The organism is Rhodoluna sp. KAS3, assembly GCF_026000575.1.
In the GTDB taxonomy this organism is placed as follows: Bacteria; Actinomycetota; Actinomycetes; order Actinomycetales; family Microbacteriaceae; genus Rhodoluna.
In genome coordinates this window covers 607,927-623,915 of the sequence record NZ_AP026910.1, presented here as the reverse complement: position 1 = coordinate 623,915, position 15,989 = coordinate 607,927, and the positions used below count along the sequence as shown (strand labels likewise).

The window sequence follows — 15,989 nt, the reverse complement described above, 5'->3', positions numbered from 1 at the left end:
AAGTTGAATCATGTCTGAAAAGCTAGAAGGAATCGTTTCTCCTGCAATTGACAACCTACTAAACAAGGTTGACTCAAAATACGAACTTGTTATCTTTGCATCAAAGCGTGCTCGCCAGATTAACGACTACTACTCAGCTCTGCACGAGGGAAGCCTGTTCAACAACGTTGGCCCATTGGTTGACGCAACTGTTGACGAAAAGCCGCTGACCATCGCGATGCACGAGATCGACCAGAACAAGTTGGCCAAGCACACCGCTGAGTAATAGCGGCTGGAACCTGCAATGCGCGTAATCGTTGGTATCACCGGCGGCATTGCGGCCTATAAAGCTACCGGCATCATTAGGCTTCTCACCGAAGCTGGTCACTCCGTAAAGGTAATTCCAACGCAGAATGCTTTGCGTTTCATCGGCGCAACCACGCTAGAGGCCTTGTCGCACAACTCTGTTGATCCAGACCTATACACCGATGTTGCTGACGTTAAGCACATTGCTTTAGCCCAAGAGGCTGATTTAGTTATCGTGGCACCGGCAACCGCAGCCTTTTTGGCACGGTACGCCTCAGGCCAAGCCGATGATCTGCTCGGCAACACACTTTTGGCGACCAAGGCTCCGGTGGTGGTTGCACCAGCCATGCACACGGAGATGTGGCAACACCCAGCTACCTTGGCAAACATCGAGACCCTTAAGAATCGTGATGTTTGGGTATTGGAACCCGCAGTTGGCCGACTCACCGGGCAGGACTCTGGCCCGGGCCGACTTCCCGAACCAAATGAGATTGTTGATTTTGCCCTGAGCGCCGTCTCAAAGCAAGACCTAGCCGGCAAAAAGTTTTTGATAACGGCTGGCGGTACGCAAGAACCGATTGACCCGGTGCGATTCATTGGCAATCATTCGAGCGGAAAACAGGGTCTAGCTATTGCTGCGGCTGCGTCACAGAGAGGCGCCCAGGTAACCCTAATTGCCGCAAACATAACCGAGATTCCAACCGGTTTTAGCCAAGTAATTCGGGTTCAATCTGCCGCAGAGCTGCAAAATGCCGTTCTTGAGCAATTGCCGGCCTGCGATGTTCTGGTTATGTCAGCCGCAGTTTCTGACTTTAGGCTCGCTGAACCATTTGACTCAAAAATTAAAAAGAGTCTGGTGGGGGATCACCTCAATCTAGAGCTGGTTCAAAATCCAGATGTACTAAAGCTAGCGGTTGACAGCTCACACGCGGCTCTAATCGTTGGATTTGCGGCAGAGACCGCCGGTTCAGAAACGGCACTTACCGAACTGGCCGCAAGAAAGCTAAGCGAAAAAGGATGCGACTTTATCGTGGCCAATGATGTCAGCGACGGCAAGGTTTTCGGTAGCAACGAAAATTCAGCAATAATACTGAGCAAAACCGGGGGAGCGACAAAAGCCGCTGGAAGTAAAACCTTGGTTGCCCATGAGCTTTTGGACCTACTGAGTTCTGCCCTCAGCAAATAACTGACCAGCATGTCTTGGGCTCGGGATATACTTGAGCCATTATGAGCAAACTTCGTCTTTTCACCTCTGAATCTGTGACTGAGGGTCACCCTGACAAAATCTGTGACCAGATCAGTGACACGATTCTCGATGCAATGCTCGAGCAGGACCCAAATTCTCGCGTAGCCGTAGAAACCATGGTCACGACAGGCCTAGTCCATGTTGCCGGTGAGGTTACGACCGAAGGCTATGTTGAGATTCCGAAACTTGTTCGTGAAAAGATTCGCGAAATTGGCTACACATCGTCAGACATTGGCTTTGACGGCGATAGCTGTGGCGTTTCTATTTCGATTGGTCAGCAGTCACCAGACATCGCACAGGGTGTTGATGATGGCTTTGAATCGCGAGTTGGCTCATCTAAGGACCATTATGACTCTCAGGGTGCCGGCGACCAAGGAATCATGTTTGGCTACGCCACCAACGAGACCAAAACCCTGATTCCAACAGCAATCAACGTGGCACACCGCTTGAGTGAGCGTCTTGCTGAAGTCCGCAAGTCAGGCCAGGTCAACTTTCTAAGACCGGATGGCAAGACTCAGGTGACGATTGGCTATGAGGGCACAATTCCTCGCACCATTGAGGCTGTAGTTCTCTCAACGCAGCACAACCCAGGCGTGAGCCACGCTCAGATCGTTGAAGCCATGCGAGAAGCAGTTATCAACCCGATTCTCGAGGGCACTGAACTGGACTTCTCAGGCGTCGAACTATTCATCAACCCGACCGGCAAGTTTGAAATCGGTGGCCCAATGGGTGACGCGGGCTTGACCGGACGCAAGATCATCGTTGACACCTACGGTGGTGCCAGCCGCCACGGAGGTGGCGCTTTCTCAGGTAAAGACCCATCAAAGGTTGACCGCTCCGCGGCCTACGCAATGCGCTGGGTAGCCAAGAACGTTGTTGCTGCAGAACTTGCCGACCGAGTCGAGGTTCAGGTTGCCTATGCAATTGGTGTAGCCCGCCCAGTGGGACTCTACGTTGAGACCTTTGGCACCGGCCACGTTTCAGATGACACAATCGTCGACGCCATCAACGAGGTGTTTGACCTAAGACCAAAAGCTCTAATCGAAGCTCTTGACCTGCTTAGACCGATTTACTCAAAGACAGCAACATACGGTCACTTCGGGCGCGAACTTCCTGAATTCACCTGGGAGAACACCGATAAGTCTGCCGATCTTCGACGTGCCGCCGGTTTCTAATTAGTCAGATATCTATGCCGGGTATTGCAAGGGTTTCGATTGATTCCCCGTTGCCGCAATTAGATCGGCTATTCGACTATGCGATTCCAGATACCATTCGAGATTCAATTCGGGTGGGTGTTCGAGTCAAAGTTCCTTTCGGGCGAGGAAAGAGTCTTTACGACGGATTTGTGATTGCCCTAGAGCAAACCAGCGAATTCGAAGGAAAGCTTGCCGAGATTGCCCAATTGGTCTCGACTGCCCCAGTGCTGACGCCTGAGGTTTATCAATTAGTCAGAGCTGTCGCCGATCGACAAGCATCTACTGCATCAGATGTACTCAGGCTTGCCGTCCCACCCAGATCAGTCGCAGTCGAAAAGCGATGGCTCGCAGAAAACCAAAATCAAGTATCAGGTGTTTCGAAAAAGCACCACGTTGAACGCGATCGAACCTCAGTGCTGGTCGCACCGGTTACCGGACCTGAATGGCCTGCTTGGGTGAGTATGGCTGTCGAGAAAAGCGTGCAGGAAGTCTCGAACGGTCAGTCGGTGATTATTTGCGTGCCGGATTATCGAGACCAGAAAGTGTTGCTATCCGCACTTGAAAATTCGCCGGCGGCTGGATTCCTTGTCGACTATTCCTCTGATCAGAAGACTTCGGCTAAGTACAAGGCGTTCCTGGACTGCTTGGGTAAGTCACCAACTTTGGTGGTCGGAAGTAGATCAGCAATCTATGCACCCGTGCAGAATCTGGGCCTAATTTTGGTTTGGGATGATGGGGATTCGAGCCACATTGAGCCATCCTCACCTTACTCACACACCCGCGAGGTTGCACTCATCAGACAAAAACAGTCGCGGTGTGGCTTGATTTTTGCTGGGCATGTTCGTTCTACCGAGATCCAGCGGCTAGTTGAAATTGGCTACCTGAGCGCCGAGTCATTTGAACGGGACATTCCTAACATTTCTGCGGTGGACCGCGAAGTCAGAGTTGACGGAGTTGCCTGGTCGACTATCCGCGATGCCCTGAAAGATGGCTCTGTGTTGGTCCAGGTAGCAGCTCGCGGAACTGCGGTTTCGAGTTACTGTTCCGGTTGTTCTGAGCGGGCCGCTTGCAACCAGTGCAATGGACCAATCTGGGTCGATGGTGCGGGCCAGGTTAGGTGTAGGTGGTGCAATCAGACCAACCTTAATTTCAGGTGCCGAACCTGTGGCGCAAACAAACTTCGAACCGGCACTGCAGGTTCCTCGAGGACCGCAGCCGATTTTGGGCGTGCTTTTCCTGGAGTGCAAATCATCGAATCAAACGGTGACCATCGAATCGAACATATCGATTCAGATAGAGCCATCGTGGTTTCTACCCCCGGCGCTGAACCGCGAGTTTTGGGTGGTTATTCGGCGGTGGTGATCTTGGATGCCAATCAGGCCCTAAATCGTGATTCCCTCCGCGCATCAGAGGATGCCTTCAGGCAGTGGGCCAACGCGATTGCGCTTGCCAACGCTGGGGGTACCTGTCTAGTCGTTGGTATACGCGGTGAATTGGCTAGGTGCTTAACTGCTTGGGCGCCGGGTGAGTTTGCCCACGGTGAACTTCAATCCCGAAGGGAGCTCCGATTCCCTCCAGCTGTGCGCCTTGCATCGGTGTCTGCCGAAGCAGAGCTACTTGAACAGGTACTGAGCGACCTCAGGTCCTCGCCCGGGATTGAGGTTCTTGGGCCAATGCCGGTTTATGAGAAGAACCTAGTTATCACCTGGCGAGCATTCCTGAAGTATGAGTACTCGCAGGGGGAGTGGCTAGCCAAACACCTGCGCGCTGCAACACTTGTGCATTCCTCGGGTCAAAGCGCATTTAGCGCAAAATCGGGTCGGGCCGTTCGGCCGATTCGAGTCAAGATGGACGACTCCGAAGTAATCTAGAGCAGGAAGGCACGGTTGGGTTTGAAAGTTTTGTTCGCGGGCACGCCGCTAAACGCTGCGCGGACGCTATCGTCGCTCCATGAAAACGGAGTTGAAATCGTTGGTGTCTTGACTCGCGTAGATGCACCCGTTGGCCGAAAAAAGGTCTTGACTCCTTCGCCGGTTGCCCAAACCGCAGAATCACTCGGATTGCCAATTATCAAGGCAAATCGAGTTGACCCTAGCATCCTTGAAGAAATCAAATCGCTTGGAGCAGACCTAGGCGTAGTTGTAGCCTTCGGGGCGATTTTCCGAACCGAGACTCTAATGGCATTGCCAAAGGGTTGGATAAACCTTCACTACAGCCTGCTACCACGGTGGCGAGGTGCGGCTCCAGTTCAGCACGCAATTTTGAACGACGATGCAACCACCGGAGTCTCGATATTCCAACTTGATGAGGGCATGGATACCGGCCCAATTCACAGCATCATTCCAACCGAGATTACCCCGGGTGAAACAGCTGGGGAGCTCTTGAATCGACTGACTAACCTCGGCATATCGGGGCTACTAGAGGTAATTCCGAGAATTGCCGCAGGTTTGGCAGCAACTACTCCTCAGGATGAGACGGCAGTAGCCACTCTGGCATCAAAGCTCAATCGAGAACTTGCGCATATCAATTGGAATGAATCGGCTCACAAAATTGAGCACCTAGTCTGTGCCATGAATCCAGAACCGATGGCATGGACCACCCTTGATGGCGAGTCTTTTAGGGTAATCACCGCGCGGGCGTTAGGTGCAGTTGACTGGGCAGCCCTCGAGGGCACTGATTTCGAAGCAGGGTCGCTGGTCCACAGCGGTAATCGTGTTTTGGTGAGTTGTGGCCACGGCTCCTTGCTAGAACTCAAAGATGTACAGCCTGCGGGCAAACAGATCATGCGCGCTTCTGATTGGATGCGCGGAATTAAGTCCGATCAGAAAGTTCTCTTCAATTAATGGCTAAAAACGAACGAAGTATCAGTGCGCGTGAAGTGGCTATTGATTTGCTCATGGCGGTTGAAAAAGATGATGCCTATGCAAACCTCCTGCTTCCAAAGTTGCTTGAGAAGGCGCGGCTGGATTCAAGAGACACCGCTTTTGCCCAGGAACTTGCCTTTGGAACTCTCCGGTGGCAGCTTTTCTACGATCGCGTAGTTGAGGAATGTGCTCAGCGCTACAGCGACGAAATTGACATCTCGGCTTTGGTATTTCTTCGACTGGGAGCACACCAAATCCTCGGGATGCGCGTACCATCTCACGCGGCACTCAGTGAGACAGTTGAGCTTGCCAAGCACTACTTGAGTCGGGGAGCGGTCGGCTTTGTGAATGGCGTCCTGCGAAGGGTCTCGGAACGAACCCGCGATGAATGGCTGCAGGTGGTTTTGAATGGCCTAGATAACCCGCACGAGCGTCTGGCCGTCGAATTCAGTCACCCTATCTGGGTGGTTCGAGCTCTTGAGCAGGCGCTGAAACTCGACAACCGCGGCACCGAACTTAAAGATTTGCTTTTCGCAGACAATATCGCGCCTTTGGTCAGCCTGGTTGGCCTGCCGGGAATAGCGACCAAACGCGACTTCGAAGACTTACCAATCGGACCGGCAAGCCCAATCGGTGCGCAGCTCGATGGTGGTGACCCGAACAACTTGGTTGCTTTCCGCGAGGGTCGTATTCGCGTACAGGACCAAGGCTCACAGCTAGCCGCGTTGGCCTTAGTAGAAGCCACGGACGCAGCTGAAAATGAAACCTGGCTGGACATGTGTGCCGGACCGGGTGGAAAAGCCGCTTTGCTGGCGGCCGAAGCCAAGCTAGCGGGGGCCACACTTGTTTGCAACGAGGTTGCACCTCATCGCGCAAAATTAGTCAGTCAGGCCTTGAGCCTGGTTGACCCGCGCCTGAAAGTTACCGTTGCTGACGGCAGACTTATTGGAAGCACCACTCCCGAAAAATATGATCGAATCCTCCTTGATGCACCCTGCACCGGTCTGGGAGCCCTGCGCAGGCGTCCGGAATCACGCTGGAGAAAACAGCAGGCCGATGTAGCCGAGTTGACCAAACTGCAAGAAGAACTGCTAGCCAGCGCCTGGGCGGCACTAAAGCCTGGTGGTGTTCTTGCCTATGTGACTTGTTCACCTCACCTGGCCGAAACTAATGCGATTGCAGACTGGGCACAGAAAAAATTAGGTGCGAAGCTGATTGACACCAATGAGGTGCTTCACAAAATCAATCCGGACTTGCACCTGAATTCAAACCGAAAAACGGCTCAACTTTGGCCGCATATTCACAGCACCGATGCGATGTTTATCGCACTCATGCAGAAGTAGTTAGGCTACATTTATGTCGGCTCGCATCAATCCAAGCATTCTGTCTGCAGATTTCGTGAACTTCGAACGCGATTTCAACTCCATTTCCAACGCAGACCTTATCCACGTGGATGTGATGGACAATCACTTCGTGCCTAACCTAACTTTTGGTCTGCCTATGGTCGCCAGAATGCAGCAAATCACACCGAAACCGCTTGATATTCACCTAATGATTGAATCGCCAGACCGGTGGGCACCAGGTTATGCCGAGGCCGGCGCATTTTCAGTAACTTTTCACGCTGAGGCAGCCGAAAGCCCGGTCAAATTGGCCAGAACCCTGCGGAGCATTGGTGCCCGAGCTGGTTTGGCGATTAAACCGGGAACCGCAATCGATTCCTACCTTGAGGTGCTAGCCGAATTCGACCAAATCCTAGTAATGACAGTTGAACCCGGATTTGGCGGGCAATCACTCATCGAAGACACTCTCAGCAAGGTGGCTGCCGTCCGCCGCAAGGTTGACGCCGAGAAGCTGGACGTTTGGCTACAGGTAGACGGTGGAATCGATGAGACCAACATTGAGCGCGTTGCAAACCTTGGTGCCGATACCTTTGTTGCTGGTTCCGCAGTGTTCAAAGCTGAGGATCGCCAGGCTCAGATTGATAATCTCCGGTCGTTAGCAGCCAGTGGGATTGCTCACCGCCACTAAACTAGAGGCATGAAGTCCTTCGAACAACTTTTTGCTGAAATTGGTGACAAAGCCGCAGCGCGCCCATCCGGTTCTGAGACCGTAAAGTGGCTCGACGCTGGCGTGCACACCATCGGCAAAAAGGTTGTTGAAGAGGCAGCCGAGGTGTGGATGGCTGCCGAATACGAGGGCAACGAGCGCACCGCTGAAGAGATCTCTCAACTCATCTACCATCTGCAGGTGTTGATGACCGCCAAGGGCATCACCATCCAGGACCTCGAAAAAAACTTTTAGTAATTCCCCAAGACCAGAGAGACTCAAGTGCTTAGAGTTGCCGTCCCGAATAAGGGCATCCTTTCCGAATCAGCCATTCTTATGCTCAAAGAAGCCGGCTACACAGTACGTCGTGACCCAAAAGACCTACACGTGGTCGACACTGCTCACGGCATTGAATTTTTCTACCTACGTCCACGCGACATCGCAACCTATGTGGGCTCGGGTTCGCTTGATGTTGGGTTTACTGGGCTCGACCTACTCCTAGACAGCCGCTCCAAGGCAGAGTCTGTAGCTGACCTCGGCTTCGGCGGTTCTACTTTCCGCTTTGCCGGACCAGTTGGCCAGTTCAGCACCATTCAAGACCTAGCTGGCAAGAGGGTTGCTACCGCGTACCCTCACCTGGTCGAGGACTTCCTCAAAGAGCAGGGCATTGAGGTGCAACTGGTTCAGTTAGATGGTGCCGTTGAGGTTGCAGTGCGTCTTGGCGTAGCCGATGCGGTTGCCGATGTGGTTTCGACTGGCAACACCTTGCGTCAGGCCGGCCTCGAAATTTTTGGCCCGGTCATTCTAGAGAGCTCGGCCCACCTAATCGTGGCTCCTGGTCGTGCTTCAGAGCACCAGCAGCTTTTGCGTCGCATGCAGGGCGTCCTAGTAGCCCGTGAGTACGTGATCTTTGATTACGACTGCCCAACTGAATTGGTTGAAAAGGCATCGCAAATTACTCCTGGAATTGAATCTCCAACGGTTTCGCCGCTTCGCGACTCTGATTGGGTGGCTGTGCGTGCACTGGTCAAGTCAACCGAGATAAACGCCAAGATGGATGAACTTTACGAACTCGGCGCTCGAGCTATTTTGGTTAGTGCCATTCACGCCGCGAGAATCTAATGTCGCTGTCAATCCGTGTAATTCCTTGCTTGGATGTTGCTGACGGGCGAGTAGTCAAAGGGGTTAACTTTCTGAACCTCCGTGACGCTGGCGATCCGATCGAGTTGGCTGCCAGGTACTACGCAGACGGAGCAGACGAGCTGACGTTTCTTGACGTTCACGCCACTGTAGATAATCGCTCAACTATGTACGATCTGGTCACCAGTTGCGCCGAGCAGGTATTTATACCGCTCACCGTCGGCGGAGGAATCCGCCAAGTTGATGACGTCGCTCGACTCCTCGGTGCGGGTGCCGATAAGGTCAGCGTTGGCTCAGCGGGAATTAGTAATCCAGACCTGCTCAACCAAATCTCAAACCGATTCGGGAACCAGGTTTTGGTGATTTCGCTTGACCTAAAGCGCTCACCAACTACCGAATCGGGATTTGTGGTAACGACTCACGGTGGTCGTCAGGAAACTTCGCTCGATGCGCTGCAGTGGGTTCGAGAGGCAATTGATCGCGGAGCCGGCGAGCTGTTGGTAAACAGCATCGATGCTGATGGAACACGCGAGGGCTTTGATTCCGAAATGCTAGAGGCAATCCGAGCGATTTCCAATATTCCAGTCATCGCCAGCGGGGGAGCAGGCAAGGCCGAGGACTTTCCAGTAGCCGCAGCTGCTGGAGCAGATGCGATTTTGGCGGCATCAATTTTCCACGAGGGTTCGGTATCCATCAACGATGCCAAACAGGCTCTAAAAGCCGCAGGATACGAAACGAGATAACAATGCCGGTAGATAAAACTGCAGTGGAGTCAATCGCTTATAACAGCGATGGCCTGGTTCCGGCCATCGTGCAGAGTTCAATCACTGGCCGTGTGCTGATGCTTGCCTGGATGAACCACGAGTCGCTTTTACTGAGCCTTGAGAAGGGTGAGACTGTTTTCTGGTCTCGCTCGCGACAGGAACTTTGGCACAAGGGCGCAACCTCGGGCAATACCCAAGAAATTGTCTCGATCGAGGCCGACTGCGATGCCGATACGCTCCTGATCAAGGTTAAGGAGAATGGCCCGGCATGCCACACCGATTCAGAATCTTGCTTTGACGTTTCAACTCTTTACATCGAGCAGGAGAGCGAATGAACTCGCCACTGACCCTTGATCAGTTAGAAGTATTGGCTCAAAAACACCGGGTCATTCCAATTATCGAAACCCTTTCGGTCGACGACGAGACTCCACTTTCAGTCTTTGAGAAGTTGGCTGCCGACAAAGAGGGCAGCTTCCTACTCGAGTCTGCCGAACAGGGCATCTGGTCGCGATTTAGCTTTATCGGTGTGAACAATCGGGGGAGCCTCGTCAAAAACTCTGACGGCGGAGTGCACTGGATCTCACCTGATAACCAAAGCCCCCTTCCAAACGCCAGTGACTCACTCCCTGAGACAGCTCTGGATGCGCTAGAAAAACTGCAGGCCGCTTGGACATCCGAACCAATCGGTGACCTACCGCCACTGACCTCAGGTCTGGTCGGCGTAATGGCTTGGGACCTAATTCGCGAGATAGAAAAACTCGCGCCGGCACCGCAAAAGGACTATCCAAGTCCGACATTGGCGATGGCCATGTTCCGCGACCTCGTAATCATTGATCACGACCAACTTTCAATTCAGTTGGTATCGAACATTTTTGTGACTGACCAGGCTGACCTAGCGCAACTTCACGACGATGCACTGACCCACATCGGTGCAATGAAGGCTGACCTTGGCAAGGCTGCCAGCCACTCTGAAACCCTGTTTGATCTTGAATCTAAAGACTCTGCCAAAGCACGAATTACCAAGCAGGAGTTTCTCGATGCGGTTGAGAAATCGAAGCATTATGTCCGCATCGGTGATGTCTTTCAGGTAGTTATTTCTCAGAGATTCGACTACCCGTGCACCGCCTCACCGCTGGACGTTTATCGGGTACTGCGGGAGCTAAACCCAAGCCCGTACATGTACCTGCTCAACTTTGCTGACGAGGACGGACCCTATGCGGTCGTAGGTTCATCACCTGAGGCTTTGGTCAAAGTTCAGCATGGTCGGGCTATTACCCACCCAATTGCTGGTTCACGCCCAAGGGGCGAAACCGAGGGTGAAGATGTTTCACTCGAAGAGAGTTTGGTAGCCGACCACAAGGAAAAGGCCGAGCACCTGATGCTGGTTGACCTGGCCAGAAATGACCTCCTTAAGGTTTGCAAACCAGAATCAGTGACCGTGACCGAGTTCATGCAGGTACACCGATTCAGCCACATCATGCATTTGGTATCCACAGTTGAGGGCGAAGTTAGAGAAGGCCAATCCCCAGTGGATGTCTTCAGGGCAACTTTCCCGGCCGGAACTCTATCTGGTGCTCCTAAACCACGAGCGCTAGAAATTATCGATGAGTTGGAACACGGCAACCGTGGAATTTACGGTGGTGTGGTGGGCTATTTGGACTTTGCCGGTAACGCCGACCTAGCTATCGCCATTAGAACTGCGTTCTTGCGTGACGGAATGGCTCATGTTCAGGCTGGTGCCGGTTTAGTTTTGGACTCGGTACCAGAAACCGAGTACCAAGAGACGATCAGCAAGGCCGGGGCACCACTTCGCGCGGTAATCGCCGCCAACAGCATGGTGCAGCGTTGAAGCTCAGCAAGGGACGAGCCTTTGGCCTTTGGGCTATTGGATTGGTTCTAACCGTTGTCGCGGTGAATCAAGTCTGGTTCACCCTAGAGATGCAGCCTGAAGACACCACGGTGGTAATTCAGTCTTTCTCGGGTGCAAACACATACGGATACATCAGCCCAACCCTGCTTCTTATAGCCAGCCAAAGCGCCTTTTTCTTTTTTGTTGGTCCTCGTGCCCGATTCTGGATCGGCGCACTCAGTATTCTGACCACCCTTGGTTTTGCTGTTGCGCTATTGCTCGAAATTCTCCAGCAGAACATTTCTTCACTCGCCTCGGCTGTTGAGGCAGCCACAGGGATTGCGGCGCAGCATGGAATCAAGGGTGTCACCGTGGTCACCGAAATTGGTGGCTATCTGACCTTGGGAGCCTTGGCACTCACTTTGGTAATCCAATCTGTGACCCTCAGCGCATCAAGAATTTGGCCAAAGAAAGTTGCCAGGACAGAACGTAAAGCAGTTGCGATCCAAGAGCCAGAAGACACGATTTCACTCTGGGACTCGCAACGCTAGTCCAGCCATAGTTGTTAGAATTTCATTAGATTTTAGGAAAGGCACAAAATGTCAGACAACACTCACGAGCAGGGTCACGGCGATTCAGTAGCATCGTGGACCGCGGTAACCATCATCATGATCGCGTTCACCATTGGCACGTTCGCCTTCTGGTTTGACCAGCCTGCAATCGTGATTGCGTCTGGTGTGCTTGCTGTTGCTGGTATTCCAGTCGGCATGATTTTGAAAAAAATGGGCTACGGAGTCGGTGGCTCTAAGTCCAAGAGCAAGCACTAGTGCTTGAGTCACTCTTCGCTGGCTCGCTAGAGGACTCGGAAAGACGCCGCGAGGCAGCCTCGTATTCGCAGGTTGAAGCCGCTGCACTCGGCAACCAGCCAGCTCTTGACGCTTTGGAGTTCTTGGCTCCATCAGATCAGATCAAAGTATTGGCTGAGGTCAAGCGGGCATCGCCCTCGCGTGGTCAAATGGCTGAAATTCCAGATCCAGCGCACCTCGCGGAAATCTATGCCACGAATGGTGCCAGCGCGATCAGTGTGCTTACCGAGGAACGTAAATTCAAGGGCTCACTCGATGATTTGCGCGCGGTCCGTTCGCGAGTGTCTGTTCCGCTTTTGCGCAAGGACTTCACTTCGAACGAGTATCAAATCCTGGAGGCACGAGCCGCCGGTGCAGACATAATTCTTCTGATCGTGGCGGGATTGGCCCAAAAAGACCTGGCCAGACTGCAAAAATTCACACTCGAACTAGGCATGACGCCATTTGTCGAAACTCACGACCGCGAAGAGCTAGAACGAGCTCTAGAACTTGATGCCAAGCTCGTTGGCGTAAATGCGCGCGACCTATCAACCTTTGAAACCGACAGTAACCTATTCGGTTCGCTGGTTGAGCTGTTTCCGGCTGGTGTTATCAAGGTTGCCGAGTCTGCAGTTAGAAACGCTGATGACGTTGCTCACTATCGTTCGGCAGGAGCCGATGTCGTTTTGGTGGGCGAGGCACTAGTCACCAACGATCCAGCCAAAATGCTTCAATCATTCCTGCTTGCAGGCAAGTCGTAGGATAAGAGCCATGTCGCAACTTAGAGATCAGGTCGGCCCATACTTCGGAGAGTTCGGCGGGCGCTTTGTGCCCGAATCTCTCATCGCAGCCTTGGATGAGCTGGAAGCGACTTACCAGACGGCCAAAGCCGACCCAACTTTTGCTGCTGAGCTTGCTGAGTTGCACCGAACCTACACCGGCCGGCCTTCGATCATTACCGAGGCAAAGCGCTTTGCCCAACATGCCGAAGGCGATGTTCGAATCTTTCTGAAGCGTGAAGACCTAAACCACACTGGTTCGCACAAAATCAATAACGTGCTGGGCCAGGCGCTGCTAACCAAGCGCATGGGCAAGACGCGAATTATTGCCGAGACGGGCGCTGGCCAGCACGGTGTGGCCAGTGCTACCGCTGCGGCACTGTTTGGGCTCGAGTGTGTCGTGTACATGGGCGAGGTAGACACCGAGCGTCAGGCTTTGAACGTGGCCCGCATGGAGTTGCTCGGAGCTACCGTTGTTCCGGTTAAGACCGGCAGCCGCACGCTAAAAGATGCGATCAACGAGGCTCTTCGTGACTGGGTAGCCAATGTTGATAACACCCACTATTTGCTGGGAACTGTCGCCGGACCACACCCTTTCCCAACCATGGTGCGCGACTTTCACTCGGTGATTGGCAACGAGGCACGCCAGCAAATGCTCGACGAGTACGGCTTTTTGCCAACCGCCCTGGCGGCTTGCGTCGGTGGCGGTTCCAACGCGATTGGCCTTTTCCACGCTTTCTTGGACGACCCAGAGGTTGAAATGTTTGGCTTCGAGGCAGCTGGTGATGGCATGGATACACCTCGCCACGCGGCAACACTGAATTACGGACGCCCAGGAGTCCTTCACGGTGCACGAAGCTACATGCTCCAGGATGAAGATGGTCAAACCATGGAAAGCCACTCGATTTCTGCCGGACTTGATTATCCGGGCGTAGGTCCTGAACACGCTTGGCTAAAAGACTTGGGCCGCGCTCAGTACTGGGGCATCAGCGACCGTGAGGCGATGGATGCCCTGCGACTACTTAGTCGCACCGAAGGAATCATTCCAGCAATTGAAACCTCACATGCCCTTGCCGGAGCACTCAAGTTGGGTGCCGTATTGCCTGCCGGTTCGTCCATTTTGGTCAACCTGAGTGGTCGCGGTGACAAAGACATGGTGACCGCTGCAAAGTACTTCGGTCTACTTGATGGAGATATCAATGTCTAAAACTGCCGATGTTCTTCGTGCCAATAAAGCAGCTGGTAAAGGCTCGCTGATTGGGTACTTTCCTGCGGGTTACCCAAACCTAGAGGACTCTATTGAAGCTTCAATCGCGATGTGCCAGAACGGCGTAGACGTCCTTGAGCTTGGAGTCCCTTACAGTGACCCGGTAATGGATGGAATCGTAATTCAAGAGGCCACCATGGCGGCGCTCGAGGGTGGCTTCAAGCTGAAGCAGACATTTGATGCTGTCAAGGCAATTACCAGCGTGGTCGACACCCCAGTGTTGGTAATGACTTATTGGAACCCAGTTTTGAGCTACGGCGTTGAAAAATTTGCCCACGACCTAGCCGAGGCCGGGGGAGCGGGTCTGATTACTCCAGACCTGATTCCCGATGAAGCACGTGAGTGGCTCGAACAGTCAGACAAGTACTCGCTAGATCGAGTATTTTTGGCTGCTCCAACCTCATCAGACGATCGGATGAAGACCGCGTGCGATCTAAGTCGAGGGTTTGTTTACGCAGTTTCAACCATGGGTATTACCGGTGCTCGAACAGAAGTAGATGCCAATGCCAAGAAGGTTGTGGCAAACGTTCGAAAGGCCTCTGACACGCAAAACACGGCGGTTGGTATCGGAATCTCCACCGCTGACCAGGTTCTCGAGGTCAATCAATACTCTGAGGGAGCCATCGTTGGTTCTGCGTTCGTCCGTGCCTACCAGCAGGGTGGCATCCAAGCGCTTAAAGATAAAGTCCGCGAGCTTTCCGCGGGCCTAAAAAAGTAAAAGGTATTTCGTGATCAGTCTCCTAAACAGCATTCCAGCCCCAGAAATCAGTTTCATCGAGCTGGGTCCATTCAAAATTCACTTTTACGCCCTATTTATCCTCACCGGTATAGCGCTTGCCATTCTGATTGCCGACCGACGCCTCGTAAAGCGCGGTGCACCGAGCGGTACAGCCCTTGACATTGCCATTTGGACAGTCCCGATTGCAATAATTGCTGCTCGAATTTTTCACGTTGCCACCCACGCCAACGATTACTTCTATGAGGGCGCCGATCTTCTCGCCGTATTCCGCATTTGGGAGGGTGGCATTGCCATCTATGGCGGTCTGATTGGTGGTGCCGTTGGCGCCTGGATCGGTGCACGTCAGGCCGGAATCAAATTCTGGTCATTTGCCGATGCAGTGGCCCCCGGAATCATCTTGGCCCAGGCTATCGGTCGCTGGGGCAATTACTTCAACCAGGAGCTGTTCGGAATTCCAACCGATTTGCCTTGGGGTCTTGAAATCGATGTGACCAACCCTGCCTACCCAATGGGCCTTCCGGCCGGTGAGCTCTTCCACCCAACTTTCCTATATGAATCACTGTGGTCACTGCTGGGCTTTGCAGTCCTGCTCATGCTGGACAAGCGCTTCACCCTCCGTTGGGGAAAGCTCTTCGCCATCTACCTGGTTATCTACTCGTTCGGTCGAGTCTGGGTTGAGTCAATCCGAATTGACCCAAGCGATGTCATTCTTGGCTTGCGGACTAACGTTTGGTCAGCAATCCTCGGAATCGTAGTTGGTCTAGTGATTTTCTACGTTCAATCACGTCGTCACCCAGGTTTGGAATTGACCGTACTCGATGATTCCAAGGGCAAAAAAGCGGCTCAAAAGCCCGCTGATGAGGTAGACTTTGAGGACTAAGCGCGCCGTATTCTGCGGCAACTGAAACCGCCAAAAGCGAGACGTTTCAAACAAATTTTGCAATAGCGTATTCACCTTCGGGCCAATGT

At 53.1% G+C, this 15,989-nt stretch carries 16 protein-coding genes and 1 pseudogene; all 17 read left to right on the top strand.

Going from position 1 to position 15,989, the window contains the following annotated elements:
* Positions 1-10: 10 nt before the first annotated feature.
* The 17 genes and pseudogenes from rpoZ (at position 11) to lgt (ending at position 15,900) form a co-directional block, all read left to right on the top strand.
* Positions 11-265, top strand: coding sequence for a DNA-directed RNA polymerase subunit omega (gene rpoZ / locus OO731_RS03110; RefSeq protein WP_138275354.1), 255 nt, complete (start codon positions 11-13; stop codon positions 263-265).
* Between the two features lie 18 nt (positions 266-283).
* Complete coding sequence (gene coaBC, locus OO731_RS03105; protein ID WP_264890613.1) at positions 284-1,471, top strand: bifunctional phosphopantothenoylcysteine decarboxylase/phosphopantothenate--cysteine ligase CoaBC; 1,188 nt, start codon at positions 284-286, stop codon at positions 1,469-1,471.
* Positions 1,472-1,512: 41 nt separating this feature from the next.
* A complete protein-coding gene (gene metK, locus OO731_RS03100; protein ID WP_264890612.1) occupies positions 1,513-2,706 on the top strand; it encodes a methionine adenosyltransferase in 1,194 nt (397 codons plus the stop codon).
* 14 nt (positions 2,707-2,720) lie between these two features.
* Positions 2,721-4,598, top strand: a complete 1,878-nt coding sequence (locus tag OO731_RS03095) for a hypothetical protein (RefSeq protein ID WP_264890611.1) — start codon at positions 2,721-2,723, stop codon at positions 4,596-4,598.
* Between the two features lie 15 nt (positions 4,599-4,613).
* Positions 4,614-5,570, top strand: a complete 957-nt coding sequence (fmt, locus tag OO731_RS03090; protein ID WP_264890610.1) for a methionyl-tRNA formyltransferase — start codon at positions 4,614-4,616, stop codon at positions 5,568-5,570.
* Complete coding sequence (locus OO731_RS03085; protein ID WP_264890609.1) at positions 5,570-6,934, top strand: transcription antitermination factor NusB; 1,365 nt, start codon at positions 5,570-5,572, stop codon at positions 6,932-6,934. The genes fmt and OO731_RS03085 overlap by 1 nt, the downstream gene beginning before the upstream one ends.
* Positions 6,935-6,947: 13 nt before the next feature.
* Positions 6,948-7,619, top strand: coding sequence for a ribulose-phosphate 3-epimerase (rpe, locus tag OO731_RS03080; protein WP_264890608.1), 672 nt, complete (start codon positions 6,948-6,950; stop codon positions 7,617-7,619).
* Between the two features lie 9 nt (positions 7,620-7,628).
* Positions 7,629-7,892 (top strand): phosphoribosyl-ATP diphosphatase, encoded by a 264-nt coding sequence (locus OO731_RS03075; RefSeq protein WP_138275347.1) that lies wholly within the window; start codon positions 7,629-7,631, stop codon positions 7,890-7,892.
* Between the two features lie 27 nt (positions 7,893-7,919).
* Positions 7,920-8,759, top strand: a complete 840-nt coding sequence (gene hisG / locus OO731_RS03070) for an ATP phosphoribosyltransferase (protein ID WP_264890607.1) — start codon at positions 7,920-7,922, stop codon at positions 8,757-8,759.
* Positions 8,759-9,876, top strand: a pseudogene (gene hisF, locus OO731_RS03065) (imidazole glycerol phosphate synthase subunit HisF). The gene hisG and the pseudogene hisF overlap by 1 nt, the downstream one beginning before the upstream one ends.
* Complete coding sequence (gene trpE / locus OO731_RS03055; protein WP_264890604.1) at positions 9,873-11,390, top strand: anthranilate synthase component I; 1,518 nt, start codon at positions 9,873-9,875, stop codon at positions 11,388-11,390. The pseudogene hisF and the gene trpE overlap by 4 nt, the downstream one beginning before the upstream one ends.
* Positions 11,387-11,941 (top strand): Trp biosynthesis-associated membrane protein, encoded by a 555-nt coding sequence (locus OO731_RS03050; protein WP_264890603.1) that lies wholly within the window; start codon positions 11,387-11,389, stop codon positions 11,939-11,941. The genes trpE and OO731_RS03050 overlap by 4 nt, the downstream gene beginning before the upstream one ends.
* A 48-nt stretch (positions 11,942-11,989) precedes the next feature.
* Positions 11,990-12,217, top strand: coding sequence for a DUF6704 family protein (locus OO731_RS03045; protein WP_138315490.1), 228 nt, complete (start codon positions 11,990-11,992; stop codon positions 12,215-12,217).
* The gene (trpC, locus tag OO731_RS03040; protein ID WP_264890602.1) at positions 12,217-12,996 is read left to right on the top strand and encodes an indole-3-glycerol phosphate synthase TrpC; all 780 of its coding nucleotides are present in this window, start codon (positions 12,217-12,219) and stop codon (positions 12,994-12,996) included. The genes OO731_RS03045 and trpC overlap by 1 nt, the downstream gene beginning before the upstream one ends.
* A gap of 10 nt (positions 12,997-13,006) precedes the next feature.
* Entirely contained in the window at positions 13,007-14,221 is a 1,215-nt protein-coding gene (gene trpB / locus OO731_RS03035; RefSeq protein ID WP_138315489.1) for a tryptophan synthase subunit beta, read from the top strand.
* Entirely contained in the window at positions 14,214-14,999 is a 786-nt protein-coding gene (gene trpA, locus OO731_RS03030) for a tryptophan synthase subunit alpha (protein WP_264890601.1), read from the top strand. Before trpB ends, trpA begins: the two co-directional genes overlap by 8 nt.
* Before the next feature lie 10 nt (positions 15,000-15,009).
* Positions 15,010-15,900 carry a prolipoprotein diacylglyceryl transferase gene (gene lgt / locus OO731_RS03025; RefSeq protein ID WP_264890600.1) on the top strand — a complete coding sequence of 297 codons (891 nt, stop codon included), beginning with the start codon at positions 15,010-15,012 and terminating at the stop codon, positions 15,898-15,900.
* Positions 15,901-15,989: the final 89 nt, after the last annotated feature.

What these genes read in the sequence shown, in the direction of transcription:
- rpoZ (WP_138275354.1), top strand. Translation starts at nt 11, where the DNA reads ATGTCTGAAAAGCTAGAAGGAATCGTTTCTCCTGCAATTGACAACCTA.
- coaBC (WP_264890613.1), top strand. Translation starts at nt 284, where the DNA reads ATGCGCGTAATCGTTGGTATCACCGGCGGCATTGCGGCCTATAAAGCT.
- metK (WP_264890612.1), top strand. Translation starts at nt 1,513, where the DNA reads ATGAGCAAACTTCGTCTTTTCACCTCTGAATCTGTGACTGAGGGTCAC.
- OO731_RS03095 (WP_264890611.1), top strand. Translation starts at nt 2,721, where the DNA reads ATGCCGGGTATTGCAAGGGTTTCGATTGATTCCCCGTTGCCGCAATTA.
- OO731_RS03085 (WP_264890609.1), top strand. Translation starts at nt 5,570, where the DNA reads ATGGCTAAAAACGAACGAAGTATCAGTGCGCGTGAAGTGGCTATTGAT.
- rpe (WP_264890608.1), top strand. Translation starts at nt 6,948, where the DNA reads ATGTCGGCTCGCATCAATCCAAGCATTCTGTCTGCAGATTTCGTGAAC.
- OO731_RS03075 (WP_138275347.1), top strand. Translation starts at nt 7,629, where the DNA reads ATGAAGTCCTTCGAACAACTTTTTGCTGAAATTGGTGACAAAGCCGCA.
- trpE (WP_264890604.1), top strand. Translation starts at nt 9,873, where the DNA reads ATGAACTCGCCACTGACCCTTGATCAGTTAGAAGTATTGGCTCAAAAA.
- OO731_RS03045 (WP_138315490.1), top strand. Translation starts at nt 11,990, where the DNA reads ATGTCAGACAACACTCACGAGCAGGGTCACGGCGATTCAGTAGCATCG.
- trpB (WP_138315489.1), top strand. Translation starts at nt 13,007, where the DNA reads ATGTCGCAACTTAGAGATCAGGTCGGCCCATACTTCGGAGAGTTCGGC.
- trpA (WP_264890601.1), top strand. Translation starts at nt 14,214, where the DNA reads ATGTCTAAAACTGCCGATGTTCTTCGTGCCAATAAAGCAGCTGGTAAA.